15 protein-coding genes and 2 pseudogenes are annotated in these 17,174 nt (G+C 41.2%); 6 read left to right on the top strand and 11 right to left on the bottom strand.

Features of this window, described 5'->3' with window-relative positions; all coding sequences use genetic code 11:
* Positions 1-154: 154 nt before the first annotated feature.
* The 4 genes and pseudogenes from XBJ1_RS18850 to XBJ1_RS20385 all read right to left on the bottom strand — a co-directional run.
* Positions 155-1,447, bottom strand: a complete 1,293-nt coding sequence (locus tag XBJ1_RS18850) for a hypothetical protein (RefSeq protein WP_012990634.1) — start codon at positions 1,445-1,447, stop codon at positions 155-157.
* A gap of 288 nt (positions 1,448-1,735) precedes the next feature.
* Positions 1,736-2,056 (bottom strand): hypothetical protein, encoded by a 321-nt coding sequence (locus tag XBJ1_RS18845; RefSeq protein ID WP_143827703.1) that lies wholly within the window; start codon positions 2,054-2,056, stop codon positions 1,736-1,738.
* 201 nt (positions 2,057-2,257) lie between these two features.
* Positions 2,258-3,112, bottom strand: coding sequence for a LysR family transcriptional regulator (locus XBJ1_RS18840; protein ID WP_012990632.1), 855 nt, complete (start codon positions 3,110-3,112; stop codon positions 2,258-2,260).
* 83 nt (positions 3,113-3,195) lie between these two features.
* Positions 3,196-3,477 (bottom strand): annotated as a pseudogene (locus tag XBJ1_RS20385) (transposase); the annotation flags it as partial.
* A gap of 466 nt (positions 3,478-3,943) precedes the next feature.
* Here XBJ1_RS20385 and XBJ1_RS18830 point away from each other — a divergent pair.
* Positions 3,944-4,546, top strand: coding sequence for a cysteine hydrolase family protein (locus XBJ1_RS18830; RefSeq protein ID WP_012990628.1), 603 nt, complete (start codon positions 3,944-3,946; stop codon positions 4,544-4,546).
* 498 nt (positions 4,547-5,044) lie between these two features.
* On the opposite strand, the gene XBJ1_RS18825 is transcribed toward XBJ1_RS18830, so the two are convergent.
* Positions 5,045-5,836 carry an alpha/beta fold hydrolase gene (locus tag XBJ1_RS18825; protein ID WP_012990627.1) on the bottom strand — a complete coding sequence of 264 codons (792 nt, stop codon included), beginning with the start codon at positions 5,834-5,836 and terminating at the stop codon, positions 5,045-5,047.
* A 243-nt stretch (positions 5,837-6,079) separates the two neighbouring features.
* Here XBJ1_RS18825 and XBJ1_RS19155 point away from each other — a divergent pair, with 243 nt between their 5' ends.
* Both XBJ1_RS19155 and XBJ1_RS18815 read left to right on the top strand, forming a co-directional pair.
* Positions 6,080-6,265: a formate dehydrogenase accessory protein FdhE gene (locus XBJ1_RS19155; protein ID WP_012990626.1), complete on the top strand. Its 186-nt coding sequence runs from the start codon at positions 6,080-6,082 to the stop codon at positions 6,263-6,265.
* 383 nt (positions 6,266-6,648) lie between these two features.
* Positions 6,649-8,298 carry an LTA synthase family protein gene (locus XBJ1_RS18815; protein WP_038199659.1) on the top strand — a complete coding sequence of 550 codons (1,650 nt, stop codon included), beginning with the start codon at positions 6,649-6,651 and terminating at the stop codon, positions 8,296-8,298.
* A gap of 93 nt (positions 8,299-8,391) precedes the next feature.
* Here the strand turns inward: XBJ1_RS18815 and XBJ1_RS18810 are convergent, their stop codons facing one another.
* Entirely contained in the window at positions 8,392-9,174 is a 783-nt protein-coding gene (locus XBJ1_RS18810) for a GntR family transcriptional regulator (protein WP_012990624.1), read from the bottom strand.
* Positions 9,175-9,755: 581 nt separating this feature from the next.
* Between XBJ1_RS18810 and XBJ1_RS18805 the strand changes: the two genes are divergently transcribed.
* On the top strand, positions 9,756-11,156 hold the full coding sequence (locus XBJ1_RS18805) for a purine-cytosine permease family protein (RefSeq protein ID WP_012990623.1): 1,401 nt from the start codon (positions 9,756-9,758) through the stop codon (positions 11,154-11,156).
* Positions 11,153-12,076, top strand: coding sequence for a PfkB family carbohydrate kinase (locus tag XBJ1_RS18800; RefSeq protein ID WP_012990622.1), 924 nt, complete (start codon positions 11,153-11,155; stop codon positions 12,074-12,076). The genes XBJ1_RS18805 and XBJ1_RS18800 overlap by 4 nt, the downstream gene beginning before the upstream one ends.
* 62 nt (positions 12,077-12,138) lie before the next feature.
* Here the strand turns inward: XBJ1_RS18800 and XBJ1_RS18795 are convergent, their stop codons facing one another.
* Complete coding sequence (locus tag XBJ1_RS18795) at positions 12,139-12,795, bottom strand: helix-turn-helix transcriptional regulator (protein WP_012990621.1); 657 nt, start codon at positions 12,793-12,795, stop codon at positions 12,139-12,141.
* Between the two features lie 94 nt (positions 12,796-12,889).
* Between XBJ1_RS18795 and XBJ1_RS18790 the strand changes: the two genes are divergently transcribed.
* Positions 12,890-14,302, top strand: coding sequence for an MFS transporter (locus tag XBJ1_RS18790; protein ID WP_012990620.1), 1,413 nt, complete (start codon positions 12,890-12,892; stop codon positions 14,300-14,302).
* 147 nt (positions 14,303-14,449) lie between these two features.
* Here the strand turns inward: XBJ1_RS18790 and XBJ1_RS18785 are convergent, their stop codons facing one another.
* The 4 genes and pseudogenes from XBJ1_RS18785 to XBJ1_RS21835 all read right to left on the bottom strand — a co-directional run bounded on the left by XBJ1_RS18785 (position 14,450) and on the right by XBJ1_RS21835 (position 16,762).
* On the bottom strand, positions 14,450-14,671 hold the full coding sequence (locus XBJ1_RS18785) for a type II toxin-antitoxin system Phd/YefM family antitoxin (protein ID WP_012990619.1): 222 nt from the start codon (positions 14,669-14,671) through the stop codon (positions 14,450-14,452).
* Between the two features lie 121 nt (positions 14,672-14,792).
* A pseudogene (locus XBJ1_RS18780) lies at positions 14,793-15,191 on the bottom strand (Arm DNA-binding domain-containing protein); the annotation flags it as partial.
* Between the two features lie 354 nt (positions 15,192-15,545).
* Positions 15,546-16,370, bottom strand: a complete 825-nt coding sequence (gene dinD / locus XBJ1_RS18775; protein WP_012990617.1) for a DNA damage-inducible protein D — start codon at positions 16,368-16,370, stop codon at positions 15,546-15,548.
* Between the two features lie 227 nt (positions 16,371-16,597).
* Positions 16,598-16,762: a hypothetical protein gene (locus XBJ1_RS21835; protein WP_012990616.1), complete on the bottom strand. Its 165-nt coding sequence runs from the start codon at positions 16,760-16,762 to the stop codon at positions 16,598-16,600.
* Positions 16,763-17,174 lie beyond the last annotated feature (412 nt).

Below are 17,174 nucleotides of genomic sequence, written 5' to 3'. Positions count from 1 at the left end.
AAAAAAACTATATTAGTGTCAATATTAATGACTATTATTTCAATAATAAGTCATTTTCTACCTATGATTTTTTATCAAACCATTTTTTAATTGATAGATATGTTCCATAAAGTCGCGCATTTAATGCGCGACTAATGATTTTAATCAATTATTCCTATTGACCAATCATGGGTTTAATTTTATTCTCATAAACATCTTTGTCCACATCGAAATTAACTATTTCCGACCACTCACCAGTGATATCATATGGTGTTCCACCAAAATTAAGTTCAACAGGACTCCAGTTGTATATATCCCAAGGGCTGGAAAATTTATCATCGAGTTTATAACTTATTACACCAGATACATTATATTTATCACCGGTATTTTCGGCCTTAATATCTGTCAAAACCCCGCTGACTGTTGCACCACCAATAGCCCACAGAGGGTCGATAATTGTTATTCTTGCTTCCTTAGCGAAATCATATTGATTTTTAAAATCAATTCGTTCACCACGTTGAATTTGTGAAATAAAACGAGATTGAATGCTGCCTTCTGGCTTCTCAAATCCACCTTGCTTATGCATCAATTCACGAACTTGATTATGCACACCGATGTCATGAAGGTTGAGTGTCCGACCTGAGTCTCCTCTAAAATGAGAAAGCATGTCCCATCCATTCATTCCATTATCTTTAGTAAATAATTTCTCAAGGTACTCTATTCTTTCTAACTCTCTGTCCAATGCTTTATTTAATTTATTTTTCAGGCCTTGATAATATAAAAATAAGTTACTAAGTGATTCACGAAGTTTATAATCAGCCAAATCATCAAGAGAAAGCTCATTAATGTTAACAGATTCAGTATGTTTTTTATTTAACAATTCATTTAACTTTTTTACATTGTCAATTACCATATATATGACATATGAGACTCTACCAAAATCTATCTCATGCTTTTTCTCGTAAGGATATTTACTGACATCACTTAGCGTTCTTCCTTCCGGTGTGTTGTTAATAATGTCAATTGCTTTATTAATTAACTCAATTATTTTTTTAGATTTTGCTTTTTGAAGTTCTGAAATATAACTTTGATATAAAGAAAATTCTTCATGATTCATATCCATCAAATTTCTGTTAGCTGCTTGAAGATCTTCGTCAGCTAGTTTTTTTTGTTCATTAATGATGCGTTCTAATTTATCTTTTTGCTCCTGATTTAAACCAGAAATACCATTAATAATGCTGGAAAAGTTGATCGAATCAACATTTACCTCAAAATCATCAAACTTGGTGAAGGGAATATCAAAGCTATCATCAATTCCATTAATTAAGTCTACTCCCCAATCAGGTTGTATGTCGATCAATGTACCTAAATCTTTCAGCATTTCAAATCCACCAGTGATAGTAATCACAGGGTTTCCAATCTCATCATATAGACGATTGCCATCAAAGTCATAAATAGGGAAATCCATAATATGTTCCTTATAAAATATAATTATTTAAAATAATTATTAAATATACCGTTTCTAAAAATAGTGTCGGAAGATTTATTCATGATAATTTTTTTAATCAAGATTATTTCGACACAGGAACATTATAAACATCACTCTATATTTTGATATCTGAGAACTTTGTTCCATCTGTGTTACATTCAGGGCAGGGTATCTACGATTCGGCTATCACTATCAATATGTTCCATCCAGAAGCGCCTGACACCTTCTGTCTTTATCTCTATCAAGATGATAGTTTTTCCCTGGTTTCTATAAACCAATGAGTTTCCGTATTTCTGAATTCCACCCTCCTTTTCCAAACAATGGGATACCTATCTTTTCCGAAGCAACTACCATAACATTCAATAGCTGCTCCTCACTTAATTCATTGATTTCTGCTAAATACGATATCCATTTATTACCTATTTGGACATGAAAGGCTTCATCGTTATTGATATAAACGAAGGAATTTGCTTCTTCATGCCTACTTTCATCCCAAACTTGTTTTGCTAAATCCAATCTAAATTCATAAGGCATATCATCATTTTTTAACATTTGATGAGCACATATTTCCATTGCGGAAATTTCCACATCAACAAGAACCTAATAAAGGAAAGAAAGGTAGGTTTTATTATCTTTTACTAGCTCTTCGTTACTATTAGCGTGGAAAGGATTATTATTAGATTTTTTTATTTTTAGATCTCTGCGAGGAGGGGAAAATCATATTGATAATTTTATAGATGGTGATTGTCAATTTAAAATTTTTAATAAAATATAGAGTCGATAATCCATTTATTTCATCCCATCAAAAATTCTTTGTAGTTCATCAGCGACTAATCGACTTGCTGTCATTTGCATTGTGTGTTTGGATGTCAGCATCCATATTGAACGTATTATAGGTTCATCCAATTCTAAAGAAACTAATGGGCTATTTTTAATTGCCAGTGATGGAAGTAAGGCTACACCATACCCATTTTCGGCCGCAATACGTTGAGTAGTAACTGAGTTTGATTGGAACCGAATTGATTTATTTCCAAAGCGCCTGATTAGATACTGAGATTCGGGTAAATGACTAAAATCACTGTTAAAGGTAATAATGCTAACATTTACCTCATTTTTAATTTTTTCTATAATTTCAGGTGTGGCACAGAGTTTATAAGTAATATCACCTACTTTTTTGCTTAAATATTCTCCTTTTTCTGGAAGCTCTAAACGGAATGCTATATCAGCTTCTTTTCTTGGAATACTAACATTCCGATTTGACACATCAATTTCTAGCCTAATTTCTGGATGTTTTTTGACAAAATCACTTAGCTTAGGAATGAGGAAATATTCTGCCATTGAAGAAACCATCGAAATAACTACGCTTTTTTTAAACTTCCCCCCCAGACTAAAGTACTCCTCTAAACTTTCAACATTTTCTCTCACCAGAGATGTTTTTTTATATAAGATTAGACCTTCAACTGTTGGAATATAACCATCCTGGGTCCGATCAAAAAGACGCTGCCTCAAAGTATGTTCTAAGCGCTCTATTCGTCTAGATACTGTTGCATAGTTCACATTTAATCTTTTTGAAGCAGCAGAAACTGTACGACATTCTACTAGCGCTGTAAAAAACCTCAAATCATCCCAATTTACACTATCCATATATGTACTCTGTGTAATCAATAAGATATAAATCGTAACATTTATAAATGGCGGATTCGACTAATAAGCTACCATCTTGATGGTCAAGTTCTAATAGCATAGTTTTCATCATATGATTGCTGCGTATTTAATACTCCGTAGCACAAATGAACTAACTTACGCATCGCAGCGCCTAAAGCCAACATTTTTGCCTTCCCTTTATTAACCAATCGATTATATAAATCATTTATGTGGGGATTAAAACGAACTGCAGTGAGTGCAGACATAAAGAACTTAGCCCTGATTTTAGCAGGCCCCGTTTTAGATAAGCGCACTCGACCATACACCGATGTACCTGACTGCTTTGCAATAGGAATAACACCAAGATATGCAGCGACTTACGTTGCACGAGTAAAGGTATCCGTACGTTAAGACCCATCTGAGTTCCAATCCCCTTTATTGAGGTTAAAAGTTCAAAATCTTTTTTTAAATTAGGGTGCTGGTTTATATGTTCGGCAATAAGAGCCTCAAGCTCGGCTAACTTATTTTTCATGTGATGCATCATGGCCTCTATGGACTCAATAACCCTTTTTGGGGTATGGGTTGAGCCGCTTTTCTCATATCGGTTACGCTCACGCTGGATATCCTCTAATAACGCGTATCGACGACCTAGAGTGCAATTTTTCAGAAGAGCGGTCAGTTGCTATAATAGTAGGCATCTTTCTCGCCAGTTGATGGCGGTTCAATGTATAAGAACTTTTTTGCACATACTATATGCAATATTTCATAATTACTTTTGATATGAGATTTCGTAACCTAAGTGAGTTTAATTAACAAATAAAGGGTAAGATAATGAACTCACCAAAAACATTACTAGAAATATCTGGATCATCAGAAAAGAAACTTGATTGGAATAAAGCAGCACTCATATTAATTGATTTTCAGAGAGAATATTCTGATGGTGCTTTACAATTAGGTGAACAGGGCCGAGAAGCTATCGCCAACGCTGCTAAGCTATTAGCGTATGCCAGAAAAAATAATGTTCCTGTCTTTCATGTTGTACATCATGCCAAACCCGGCTCTGCTATATTTGACCCTACCACTGATAAAGCAAGTTTGATTAAGGATGTTGAAGCTAATACTGAGGAGGAAATTGTCACCAAATCATTACCTAGTTCGTTTTACAATACAGAATTAAGTGACTTGTTATCACTGACTAGCCGAAAGCAGCTCGTATTGGCAGGTTTTATGAGCCATATGTGTGTCACTGCTACAGCTATCAAAGCATTAGAGTTGGGATATGAAAACTTTGTCTGTGCAGATGCTTGCGCTAGCCGTGACTTGAAATATATTGATGGTTCACTGGTTAAAGCTGACTCAGTACATAAAGCTGCAATGGCTGCTTTGAACGATCGATATGCAACTTTGGTCAATTGCTCTGATGTAGTCAGATAACCATACTAATAAGTCAGTAGAGTTGTTCTTTCCATAAAAAATCTGATGGAATAATAAGATAACAACTCAAATACACTCTTTCTGAATAAAAAACTGCTACACAGACCAAATTATTTAACAGGAGTGACAGCTAAATAAGATATATGGACACCGACTGAATTCAAGTTGGTGTCCATATATCTTATTTAATCGCATGCTCATGTATAAAATAATAAAACTAATTAATGTGAAATGGTGTTTTATATTTAATTAATGATTATTATTTATATAATATTTGCTTGGGGATATTCATATTCAATAGTTGGTGGTGGAAAAATATTCTTAAGTTTAATGTTGTAATAATTAAAATCTGTACAGAGATTTTAATTTTCGATATGTCTTATTGATGTTTTTTCAGGAAAAATAATTTATTAATGCTGCGCTTAATAACCGATATGAGATTATCACCACCGCAAAATCGGTGCTCGGGTTTCGAAGCCGATCCTGACAGTGGGAATGTCATGTTCTCTGTAAAAAATTTTTAATACAACTTATCCAATCCTGTGGATTCTCCATTTGTACAGCATGCCCACTGGCTATTCTACTATATTGGCTCTGTGTTATTTTCTGATGAACCTTCACTACTTGATAAATCGGGATCAGAGTATCGAACTCCAACCCTATCACTAAAGTAGGCTGCTTTATCATGCCTAATGATTCATTAATATCGATATTTAGTCCAAGCTGAATTCTTTTATCCGTATCTTTTGCCGATGCTTTACTGCAAATCTGTTTGATTTTTTCATTGCCCAATGAGGTCAGAAACACCGGGCTTAATACGTGAGAAAGGCCAAAAGCCGTGGCGCTGTCTGGGGCGTTTTGTTCTAATTCCAACCAAGTTTGAAACATCAACTGGTGCCTGGCATCTTGGCTGCTTGCCCAAGGGGCGGTTAATACCAGTTTGCTGATTAACTCAGGATAATTGGCAGCGACAACGGCGGCAACGACAGCGCCTAATGATGTGCCAACCAAAGTAACAGGGTATTTTGCGCTGTCTTTGATAATCGCGGCAATTTGCTCTGCCAATTGTTCAGCCGTGATTTCGCCTTGTGGAAGGGTAGAATTCCCACATCCGGCATAATCAGGAATAATCACCGTATTGTTTTTCGAGAATTCATTGACGATATGGCCAAAACTGCTTTCTCCATCACTGTTAGTTCCGTGCAAAAACACAATGCCATCGCCTTCTCCCACACAGTAATAATGAACAACAGAATGTGATAATTGGACGGATTTTTTATTCTGTATCATATATCCCCTATCTGTTTGTTGATTTTTATTATGTTCAAAGTAGCCTCTTGCTAATTTTAAGTTTAATAGAGCATGTATTCTATTATTTTGTAATTAAACTATTTTATCTTACATTATTTCCCATCGTTCAGATGGAATGACAATGTCTAATAATATAAATTTGTCCTAAGCAAAGGGGTACTCCTTACGAATGATGGAATTACAATAGGCCACTGAACCAGAAAGATAAAAGGTAAAAAGGTTATGAGTATTCGCATCGTACCCAAAGATCAGCTAGGCAAAGAGCGCGTGAATGAAAGGGGAGCAGGTTTTATTCCTCCGTTATTGTTTGCCAACCTGAAAAACTTGTATCAACGCCGCGCCGAGCGTCCCAAAACATTAGCGACAGAAAATCACCCATTTTCAAGTTATCTCCATTTTGCTGCGTAAATCGCGCAGACGCAGCAAAAAGCGCTGTATGACAATCCATTGAAGATGGAATTGGACGATATCTTATCGCAAATAAAATAAACAGTGTTCCGCTGGATTGCAAAACCCTTTCTCGAACTCGGCATTGGCACAATATCCAGCACTCCCTGATTGCCGCGATTGTTCCTGACCGAGAAAATCTGATTGGCATATTCTGTGGGATGAGGGAATGTTCTAAAAAATTGTTCCAACCGAATTAATTTCGTGAACTTTTTTCGCGAAATGGTTTCAGATGAATGGTTTTAACGAAAATGGTGCCTTATTTTATGCACGGTATATCGGGCAACCATGTTATTTTCATCGGTCGGTGCAAAACTGAACTCAATTATGGAACTGAATGGCGTATGAAAAAAAAGATAATCTCGGGGATCTATTTGGGGGTGCTGCTGATTGCGTCCTGGATAATAGTGTTTGAAAAAAGCAGTGATATCTACCCAGCATTAGTTTCTGTCGGCGTATTCGGTGTCATCTTTGGTCTGGCGTTTTTGGTTTCAGCCCGTTGGCTATTTTCGGCGGCGTTTACCGGAACCGTATTCATTATCATCAAATTCATCAACCAGATAAAAGTCCATTACTACAAAGAACACCTGATGTTTTCCGATTTGAATGTCATGCTAGACCCGTCAAATCAGGAAACCCTGCGTCATTACTGGCTGGCAGGTGTTGCGATGGCAGCGATGCTGATCTGGTTGATCTTCAATATGGTGTTGAGTTGGCGAAAAGCAGGCCCTGCATGTGGGATAAAATGGCGCGTTGCCAGTGTGGCGCTGGTTGCCGCCGGTGTCTGTGTCGTCAATCTGACCACCAATGCTTACTACGCAACATGGCAGCGGGAATTGCCGAAAGGGCGTGGAACCATGACTAACATGATGATGTCAGCTAAAGATACTGAATACCAGCCGCCCCAATTTGGTGAGTCTGCGGACTATTTTCTGCAACAGGCAAAAAGCGTTACCTTGCCTGAGCCTCAGTCAGATGTGAAACCTGATGTGGTTCTGCTATTACAGGAATCCACCGTTAATCCCCATATTTACCAATTGCCTGCCAATGTTCAGCTGCCAGATCTTTATATGTTCCAGCGTGATGCCGATGTCAGCGCTCAAAGCCCACTCAGAGTGCAAACCTTTGGGGGGGGAACATGGCTATCTGAATTCTCTGTTTTGACGGGATTGAACACGGATGATTTCGGCTCCCGCAAAAATGCAGTATTTTATTTTGTCGTTGATCACCTGCAAAACAGCCTGTTCCGCGCCATGAAAGATAATGGTTATTACACCGTTGTACTGACGCCATTCAATAAGTCAGCCTATCATGCTGGACATGCTTACAAGACAATGGGTGTTGATCGCATTATCCAGCCACAGGAACTGGGTTATCCAGCCAGTCTGGAGGAAAATTTATGGACGATCCCAACACAAGATATGCTGTCTTATGTGAAGACGATTCTGGCCAAGGAGACGGACAAGCCTATCTTTATTTTCTCTCTGACGATGTATGAACACGGCCCTTATGATGAAGGGCATAGCGATGATTACGGTTTGACAGGCAAACTGGAGGGTTCATCAGCAGTAGGTAAGTTCAGCCATTATATGGAGAAAATCAAGGCATCTGATCCTGCTATCAAGGATTTCAGTGAATTTGTTGCCACACGCGATAAACCAACGCTTTTCCTCTATTTTGGTGATCATCAGCCAAGTATTCATTTTGGGCAATATGATTCTCCGTTAGCTGATCCGGCACACATAACTCAATTTACTATGCGGGATAATCTGGCGCAGGGAACTGCCATTACAACAGGCAAGCTGACGGATATCTCCTTCCTCGGTGGTATGATTCTGGAACGCGCTCGATTGACGGCACCGCCATTCTATCAGGCCAATATGACGATGCGTCATTTATGTGATGGTGCGTTGAATGACTGTCAGGACAAAGCTCTGGTCGATAGTTATAAACACTATATTTACCAGCAATTGAATTCAGCAGGAAAAGAGTAGCTATCTCTATCCCTTTCTGCCAGATGTCTGGCAGAAAGGGATAAATCATCATAGGTAAATGAGAAAGAGAGAATGTTTTTTTGAATTGATTGTCTATTGATGGCGGCTTTTTTTATTATATTTAATGTCGATATTCTGTGGTGCATTGAAATCCAACCCATAAATATCACCACGGCATAATATTTCACTGAACTCAATAATCTCGTTCTGATTATTCTGGCTTATTTGATGAATTTGCAGCAATGGCGATTTTTCAGCGATATTGAGCAATATGGCAAGTTCCATAGAGCAGGCAATAGCTTTTATTTTGTGATTCACGTTGGTGAGGTGAATACCTTGCTCTTCCCAATGCGTATACAGGGAATCTTCCAATAATTCAGGATTGGGCAAATATTCACGGGGAATATAGGTATTTTCAAGGGAAACAGGTGTACCGTTGGCAAGGCGGATACGACGCAGTTCAGCAATTTTTTCACCGATGTGAATGGATAATTTTCTGGCAATATCTTCCGGTGCAGGAATGATACGCCGCGATAACCAATAATTGGATACCGTTCCACCTTCTTTCACGATCTGGGAAGTGAAACCCACGGCCTGATTGAGTGAGCTTCCACCGGGTTTGGCAACCTGTGTACCAACACCTTGCTGGCGTATGATCACCCCTTTTTCTTCCAAGAGCTGCATAGCCTTACTGACTGTCACTCGCGATATATTAAGCAATTCAGCTAACCGGCGCTCAGGCGGTAAAAAATCATCCTCGTTTATTAATTGTTTTTTAATCGCAATTTCAATGGCTTGTTGTAATTGTATGTAACGAGGACTACTACTTTTCTTTTTCAGTTCTTCGCGAACCCAGTCAACAAAGTGATTTGGCATTCTTTTTAACCCCGGTTATTTGGCGGAGTAAGTGTACATTAGCATTTACACTAAGGTAAGAGTGTATTGGAGTTAGATTGGCATCACAAAATAACAATATTGGACTTTCATTGGCCTTAATTATTAATGTAAAGTATAAATCTTGCTTATATAAGAAGTCGGGAGTTTGTCAGTATCACTTTGAAACTACCTGATCTGATGCGAGAAATAAGTGTGTTATGTATTCTTCAAAGTCTGAGCACTATGCTGGCTCTGGAATAACATAGCGACCGTCGAGTTGCTATGAGGCACTTGAAGAATCAGAGGCTTTGTTGGCTTCGTCAAGAGTTAATCGAGTCGGTACGTAGTGCTCTGGTCATGGTGAGATTTTTTGATGGTACTCCGATAATGCGCGCGATTGTTTGTGCCAACCTAGGGGAGTGAGTACCCTTCAAACCATGACCAGAGCCGTTTTCAGGACGTTATTCAATATAATCGTGTTTCCTGCCAAGGAAATGTTACAGATTAGTCAAATCAACTCAGGTAGGGCTTTATTCCTTGTGTCTTAAGCACCTTCCCTTGAGACAATGATGGAAAACGTAATGGGTACACAGCAGAATAATCAGGGATTCTGGAAGGTAGAACACACAGGTATTGATATTGTCCCTCCTTCAGAACGCACGGGTACACCGATGGATCTGTTCTGGATCTGGTCGGCCGCCAACATTGGCATTCTTGGCATTATTTATGGTGCCATTATTGTTTCCTTTAAACTCTCTTTTCTACAATCTGCACTGGCGGTATTGATAGGGCTATCCAGTTTTGCCTTAGTGGGTTATCTCAGTTTCAGCGGTAAACTGGGAAGAACTTCAACTCTGACGCTTTCTCGTAACATTTTTGGCATCAGGGGAAATATTGCGCCGACCATGATTTTCTGGGGCATCTCCCTCGGGTGGGAGTCCATTAATATCGTTACTGGAACTTTAACACTCTCTGCGTTATTTCAGGCTTGCGGGCTCACTGAAAGTACACTTTTGACCGTGATCAGCATGATATTATTTGCAGGGCTGTCAATTGGCGTCACTCTGCTGGGAAAAGAGATGCTCATTGCCATGCAGCGCTGGATTATCCACGTTTTTGGCGCGATGACACTGGTTGTCGTGTTTTATATTCTGTTTACGACAGAGTGGAAAGCGGTGCTAGCTATGCCATCCGGCAGTTGGTTAACGGGATTCCTGCCAGCGGTTTCGGTGGTTGCTGCGGGGACGGGGATAGCGTGGGCGGCTACGGGAGCGGATTACAGCCGCTATCAGAGCGAAGGTTCTTCCAAATTGGGAATTTTTACAGCAGTCACTGCGGGAGGAATGATTCCTTTGGTGCTGTTATTGTTTGCGGGCATTCTGCTCTCTGTTCAATTACCCAATCTTCCCACATCAGAGAACCCTATCGCTCAAATTGGCTCGATTTTGCCGGATTGGATGGTGATCCCTTACTTGATGACGGCAACGGCAGGGATAGTAACAATGGCAGTATTGAGCCTCTATTCTGCTAGCTTGAACTTTTTGACATTGGGGATAAAAGTCAAACAGATCCATGCTGTTACCATTGATTCCATTATTGTTCTGACTCTTGCGATTTATCTTCTTTTTGTTACTGGCGACTTCATGGGGCCATTCGTCTCATTCCTGTTATTCTGCGGTGTGTTTCTGGCTCCGTGGGAGGCGATATTCTTACTTGACTACATTGTCGTCCGCCGTAAGCAGGGTTATTGTCCTGATAGCTTGTACAATGGTGATGGTTCAAATAGTGGCATTAAATGGATCCCCGTATTGTGTTGGTTATTGGGTGCATTTGTCGGTTTTCTGGTGACGAAAAATGACTTCATCAGTGGTCCATGGGCAGTTGGCATTTTTGCGAATTCCAGTCTTGGCCTGCTCCTGTCATTTTTTGTCAGTTTTATTTGTTATGGTCTGTATTTGATGCCGGGTAGGTATACAAGATGAAAGTACCTTTACTGCCTGTTGTGGTTATGGGGTCGGCTACAGGAGATATTGTTCTCAGGTTATCTGAATTACCCCACAGCGGTGAATATTGGGAAGCTGAAGAAGTTGATCGGCAAGTAGGCGGCTGTGCTTTCAACGTTGTGCGGGCATTGTGCCGTCTTCAAATTCCGGTTATCAATGGCATATTCGTGGGTAATGGTGTTTGGGGAGAACGTGTCACAGAAGAGATGGAAATGCTCGGATTAACAGTGACATTGCGTCATCCAAAACGTGACAATAGCTGGTGCATTGCCATGATGACGCCAGATGATAAGCGCATATACGTTTCTGTCCCCGGTTGTGACGATAGTTGGAATGCCGATATTCTGGCGACTATTCCGCTTCCGGAGCAGGGGCATATCTATTCCAGCGGCTATGAATTGGCAAACCCAAAAGCAGACGTTTTGCGTGAATGGTTGCTGGCTTCTCCCTCAGGGCTGACATTGGTATTGGATTTTGGCCCTCGTCTGCCTGATATAGATAGGGAGTTTATTCAGGCACTGCCTGCTGAAAGAACAATATTGAGTTTAAATCTTGATGAAACGGCGATGCTGTGTGGCGCCGGCGATCCAGTGGTACAGGCTGGCCGTTATGTTAATGAGCGGGGGTTCACTGCCATTGTTCGTCTTGGTGCAGAGGGAGCGTGGATATGTCAGCCGGGCTGCGAACCGGAATATATTCCTGCTTATCAGGTCAACGTTGCAGATACCATTGGTGCGGGTGATGCGCATTGTGGCGGCATGCTGGCTGGGCTGTCTCAGGGAATGTCGCTGCGTGATGCGGTGGAGCTGGGCAACCGTGTTGCGGCCGTGACTGTCAGCCGTTCTGGCTCTGATGGCGCACCGACCAAGGATGAACTGATGGATTTTGTATTTGGTTGAATCGACCGGAAATTAAGGCGAATAAAACCTACGTGCTTCCAGTCGTGTAGGTTTTATTCCGTCTATTTCAATGGCGTGATGCGGTAGGCGCAGCGTCGGGCACCGTTCAAGATATATTCTGTTCTCTCCACTTCGGCTTGCAGAATTTCCCGAAACAGTTTCAGCTCTGCCCGACAAAATCCTTGGCATATTGTGGCGGCTGCACAGATAGGACAGTGGTTTTCAATAAACAGAATCGCGCCATCTTCCTGAACCGAATATTGCGCCATATAACCTTCCTGATTGCGTATTGCGACCAGACGCTCAATTTTTTCCTGCAACTCCGCAGCGCCTTCCATCGCGATTTTATAGCTGGCAGAAGTTTTTTGTTCGCGCGTGTTGATGAGTAAATCTATGGCAGTTTCGCCGAGTTGACTGCGAATGATGGTCAACAGTTGAACCGTTAACTCTGCGTGAGTATTCGGGAATCGGGCGTGGCCTTTGTCCGTTAAATGCCAGAGCTGAATAGGGCGACCCACTCCTCTCGTTTCTGATTCTGCTTCAACCAGACCCTCTTTAGCCAGTTTCACAAATTGTTGACGAGCCGCTTCTCCAGAGGTTCCCAATATTTTGCCTGCATCAGAGGCTTGCATGGCGCCTCGTGTTTTCAGTAGCATCAATAACCGTTCGCTCACAGTCTGTGCAGTTATGATGTTATTTTCCAAGTCAATGCTTGACATATTGTTGAACCCTACATTAATTTATTCCAAGATTTATCTTGTTTAATTTATCGTAAGACTTTTCACAACTCAACTGGTGTTCAGGATAATAATCATGATAGTAACTGAGGAAAATAGTTGGAGTGATCTTTTTTCCAGCAAAAATGCGGCGAATGCAATGGCGCTTTCACTGGGTGTAGCATTAGTTGCTATTAACTCTTTAATTGCGATTACCATTTTGCCTTCTGTCGTCAACGACATTGGAGGTTTGAATCTCTATGCTTGGAATACAACTCTGTTTGTTGTGACATCAATTATTGGGGCGATACTTTCTGCCCGATTATTGAGAGCTTCGGGAGCGAGAAAATCCTATCTGATTGCGGCACTGGTCTTTTTTGTAGGCAGTTTATTCTGTACGTTGGCACCGACGATGGAAGTGATGTTGATTGGGAGAACTATTCAAGGATTTGGCGGTGGGTTGCTGTTTGCACTTTCATATTCCATGGTAAATCTGGTTTTTCCTCAATCACTCTGGCCTCGTGCTATGGCGTTGATTTCTGGTATGTGGGGCGTAGCGACTTTAGCCGGGCCTGCCATCGGCGGCATTTTTGCTGAAATGGACACATGGCGTTATGCTTTTGGCATCATGTTGCCAATCACGCTGTTGTATGCCTTATTTACCTACCTGATTTTACCGAAAAAAAATGTACAGAATGAAACCAAAGCGGCATTGCCGATTGTACAGCTGTTTCTGCTGTCGGCTGCGGTTATGGCGGTTTCCGCAGGTAGCTTGTCACAAGATCTGAAGACCAATATTAGTGGTATCATTGCGGCGGTGGTATTGATCGCGTTATTGATTATCCATGAGCGCCGTACCCTAGTGAAACTATTGCCCCAGAATGCGTTGAGTTTACGTTCCCCTCATCTGGTATTGTTCACAACCATGTTGTTATTAGTGATTGGCCTGTCGAGTGACGTTTTTGTTCCTTATTTTCTGCAAGTTCTGCATGGGCAATCTCCACTGGCTTCCGGATATATGATTGCAGCAGCAGCAGTAGGCTGGACGATTGCAGAAATACTCAGCGCGGGTTGGCAGGGGGCAAAGATGCGGTTTTCCATTGTGAGTGGCCCTATCTTTATGCTGCTTGGCATGGTGTTGCTGATTGTTATGCTGCCGCGCTCATCGTCAGGTCAGTGGCAAACCATATTGCCGCTTATTCTTGGGCTGGGGCTATTTGGTTTTGGGGTCGGTTTTGGCTGGCCGCACATTGTGACCCGCATCTTACAGGTTTCTGCCGATTCTGATAAAGATATCGGGGGGGCATCTATTACCATCGTTCAGCTATCTGCGAGCGCATTTGGTTCTGCATTGGCGGGTATGACCGTTAATGTGTTTGGGTTTTACCAACCCGGTGGTGTCAGTGGTGCTTCCTCCTCTTCTTATTGGCTATTTTTACTCTTCGCCATTACTCCACTATTGGCATTATTTACTGCCTGGAAATCAGCGAAAATCCCTGCTGGGAAGTAATGATAATCAGGGTTTATCTATCCTGTAATATTATCAACGGCATTATCTTAAAAAATAATGCCGCTTTGCTTCATCTTGAATGAGATTATCAGAAGGGTTCTGTCGCATTAATCTATGGTCGGGTAACTTCCTGTGCGCTGACCCATATCATCGATTTGTCAGTGCCTCTATCGTATGCCCATGACGTTGCATAATCGAATCGAACTCTGCATCCAGCTTAGCGTTTTGCCAATTATCGAATTCAGTTCTACTGATAACGACCGCTGAACTACCGTCTCGACGAGTGATTTCAACAGGTTCACCGTGAGCCGCTGTGTCCAACACTTCCGCGATGTTGGCACGGGCTTGAGTTGAGGTGTATGTACGCATAATATTCCTCCAAATCTGTACATATTAATTGTACATTTATTGGGTGATTATTCAACAACGCAGATCTCGGCACGGCTCACCTTTAACGGTGATTTTTTTACATCTTCATATAACGCAACCAATCGCACGCTATACGCCTTCGGAGTATGTCGGGGGGTTTCCAGCGTGGGAGTATCTGGCGCTCAAAATATTCAGCTGCTAAGTCTGATACCTTTATAGCGTCAATCTTTGCCAGCGCTTCGGCCTTGCGTTCCTGTTTCTCTCCGGCAACGTCATAGCCCAAAGCAACACGAGCTGATAGCTCTCTGGTCAGTTCTCTTGCTTTGGCTAGTGATAGGTCAGCATACGTTCCTAAGTTCATGGTTCTAGACTTTCCAGCCAATTTATATCTGAAACGCCATGATGGAATTCGGTCAGCCTCTCTAAAACGTAAATATAGCCCGTTACCGTCCGCTTTCCCCTCGAACCTTTTGCCTGACTTTATCCACGCCCTGATCTCTTTATCGGTGAGTTTAGGCATTGTGCAATCTCCAATGAAAAATAGGGGGTGTACCCAAAATGGTTTTCTAAATGTGCTTTGGGTACACCCTAGTGGTACACGATAGTCATGCGCTACTGTGATTCGTTCTGCAATGCTCTGATAGTAAAAAAGCCAGATACAACAAGGTGTATGCTGGCTTTGTGATATGTTCTGGTATGTTATGAAACCCTATTGAATTTATTCATTGAGTAGGTGGTATGAAGCCTTGCTATTACTGAGTTTGTTCTACTCAATATTTCCTAGGGGACACCCTTGGGTACACGCTAAATCGAGGTGTACCAATGGGATGATTGAAATGTATTCAATCATGAAAGTCACATATTAGCGATGTGATTACTTTTTGAGTTTTTTCTTTGCTATCGTTTCTAATTGTTTGATGCTTTTCTCGGGTGATGGTAAATCCTCTGGCATTGTTCCGCCCAACTCTTGGATCGTATCTCTTACTTTTCTTCCAACGTCAAAATGAGTCTGGTTTGCTTGTGTTTTGCTTTTTACGTTATCTCGTCTCAGTTTTTCCTCGGCTTGGGTTGCTCTAAACAAGTTAGCAGCAAGCTCTGTTGACCCCATGTGATCTAATATTCGTTGTGATTTTTTTAAGCCTTTTCGCTGGTGGATTGCTTTTTGGTCTAGTCCGCCGTATAAACCTTGGTAGCCGTGATTTTGGAAAATGGCAAAATCAATATTTGTTTCTACGCCTGCTCGCTGGGCTGTTTCAACTAGCTGCTTGTTATGCTCTTTTAGCTCATTGCGCAGGAATAGCCGTTTTTCATCTTCTCGTAGTCTTTTAAATGTCGCATCATCTGCTAGCTCTTGCCGTCTAGTTTGAATCGCAAAATATGTCTGCCCTGCCGCTATCACTGGCTTGCTAGGATCTCCATTTTGTACAACGAGATAGCAGGCATAGCGAGACAGTATTATATCCTTTAATTTTCTTTGTGCACCTGAGCCAATATTGACCATATCGAGGACATCCTCGAAATGGTTTTCAATATTGTGTCCGCTATGGGAGCAGGCTTCTTTAGCTCGTTCTAAAACAGGCGTGAAGTGACGGTACTCTGAATATTCAAGAAGCTTAGAAAGCTCTCTAGCCGACCAGAATTCGATACCAGATTCATCAATTCTTTTTATTTTTTCAAATGGCTGGTGGTGTTGCTCCATGTATCGAACCTCTCATATTTGTTAGTGGTATAGATTGATAATACGGATAGCTTACCTTTAGTGTAATTCAAATACTGTTATGCCATCCAAGAATAACCCTTTCCGTAAACTCCTTATCCTTTTGCCAAGCTCAATATTGATATGGTATTGGTAACTATAAGCTAGGAACGAACCCTTCACTTCTCAATGATTGAATTACACCTCTTATCAGACATGAATGGGATATATCAATCGTGTAGATTGCTTTCGTTCATGGTCTGCCGTGTGCGCTCTATCAAGGCCTGTATTTCAGCTTCCGTCATCGGCTCAACCATTTTTTTCAGTGCCTTGATAGCGTGATCTTTGGCTTCACGGTAGCCGTTGGCATCATTGTTATTAACAGCAAATGTCATGGCTTTCAGGGCTTTTTCTTCATCATCGAGGAACTCCCATGACGGATCGTGTTATTCCATATACTTACCGGTGAATTTTGACAGTGCTTCCGGTTCGTTCTGTAACTTCGCCTTTCGCCGGATTTTATCCATGCCCTGATCTCTTTATCTGTGATTTTAGGCATTGTGCAATCTCCAATAAAAAATAGCCGTGTACCCCTAAATAGGTTCTGTGATAGTTAGGGGTACACCCTAGTGGTACACGATAGTCATGCGCTACTGTGATTCGTTCTGCAATGCTCTGATAGTAAAAAAGCCAGATACAACAAGGTGTATTCTGGCTTTGTGATATGTTCTGGTATGTTATGAAATGCTATTCGATTGAATTTATTCATTGAGTATGGGGAGTAAGGCCTTGTCATTACTGGATTGG

The sequence above is a fragment of the Xenorhabdus bovienii SS-2004 genome, assembly GCF_000027225.1.
GTDB lineage: Bacteria > Pseudomonadota > Gammaproteobacteria > Enterobacterales > Enterobacteriaceae > Xenorhabdus > Xenorhabdus bovienii_C.
The sequence above is the reverse complement of the archived record's forward strand: the minus strand, read 5'-3'. Positions and strand labels throughout refer to the sequence as shown.

Bases quoted from the DNA above. Each gene is read 5' to 3' on its own strand.
- XBJ1_RS18815 (WP_038199659.1), top strand. From the start codon at position 6,649: ATGAAAAAAAAGATAATCTCGGGGATCTATTTGGGGGTGCTGCTGATT.
- XBJ1_RS21835 (WP_012990616.1), bottom strand. From the start codon at position 16,762: ATGACATTTGCTGTTAATAACAATGATGCCAACGGCTACCGTGAAGCC.
- XBJ1_RS18790 (WP_012990620.1), top strand. From the start codon at position 12,890: ATGATAGTAACTGAGGAAAATAGTTGGAGTGATCTTTTTTCCAGCAAA.
- XBJ1_RS18810 (WP_012990624.1), bottom strand. From the start codon at position 9,174: ATGCCAAATCACTTTGTTGACTGGGTTCGCGAAGAACTGAAAAAGAAA.
- XBJ1_RS18825 (WP_012990627.1), bottom strand. From the start codon at position 5,836: ATGATACAGAATAAAAAATCCGTCCAATTATCACATTCTGTTGTTCAT.
- XBJ1_RS18805 (WP_012990623.1), top strand. From the start codon at position 9,756: ATGGGTACACAGCAGAATAATCAGGGATTCTGGAAGGTAGAACACACA.
- dinD (WP_012990617.1), bottom strand. From the start codon at position 16,370: ATGGAGCAACACCACCAGCCATTTGAAAAAATAAAAAGAATTGATGAA.
- XBJ1_RS18795 (WP_012990621.1), bottom strand. From the start codon at position 12,795: ATGTCAAGCATTGACTTGGAAAATAACATCATAACTGCACAGACTGTG.
- XBJ1_RS18840 (WP_012990632.1), bottom strand. From the start codon at position 3,112: ATGGATAGTGTAAATTGGGATGATTTGAGGTTTTTTACAGCGCTAGTA.
- XBJ1_RS18785 (WP_012990619.1), bottom strand. From the start codon at position 14,671: ATGCGTACATACACCTCAACTCAAGCCCGTGCCAACATCGCGGAAGTG.
- XBJ1_RS18830 (WP_012990628.1), top strand. From the start codon at position 3,944: ATGAACTCACCAAAAACATTACTAGAAATATCTGGATCATCAGAAAAG.
- XBJ1_RS18800 (WP_012990622.1), top strand. From the start codon at position 11,153: ATGAAAGTACCTTTACTGCCTGTTGTGGTTATGGGGTCGGCTACAGGA.
- XBJ1_RS18850 (WP_012990634.1), bottom strand. From the start codon at position 1,447: ATGGATTTCCCTATTTATGACTTTGATGGCAATCGTCTATATGATGAG.
- XBJ1_RS19155 (WP_012990626.1), top strand. From the start codon at position 6,080: ATGAGTATTCGCATCGTACCCAAAGATCAGCTAGGCAAAGAGCGCGTG.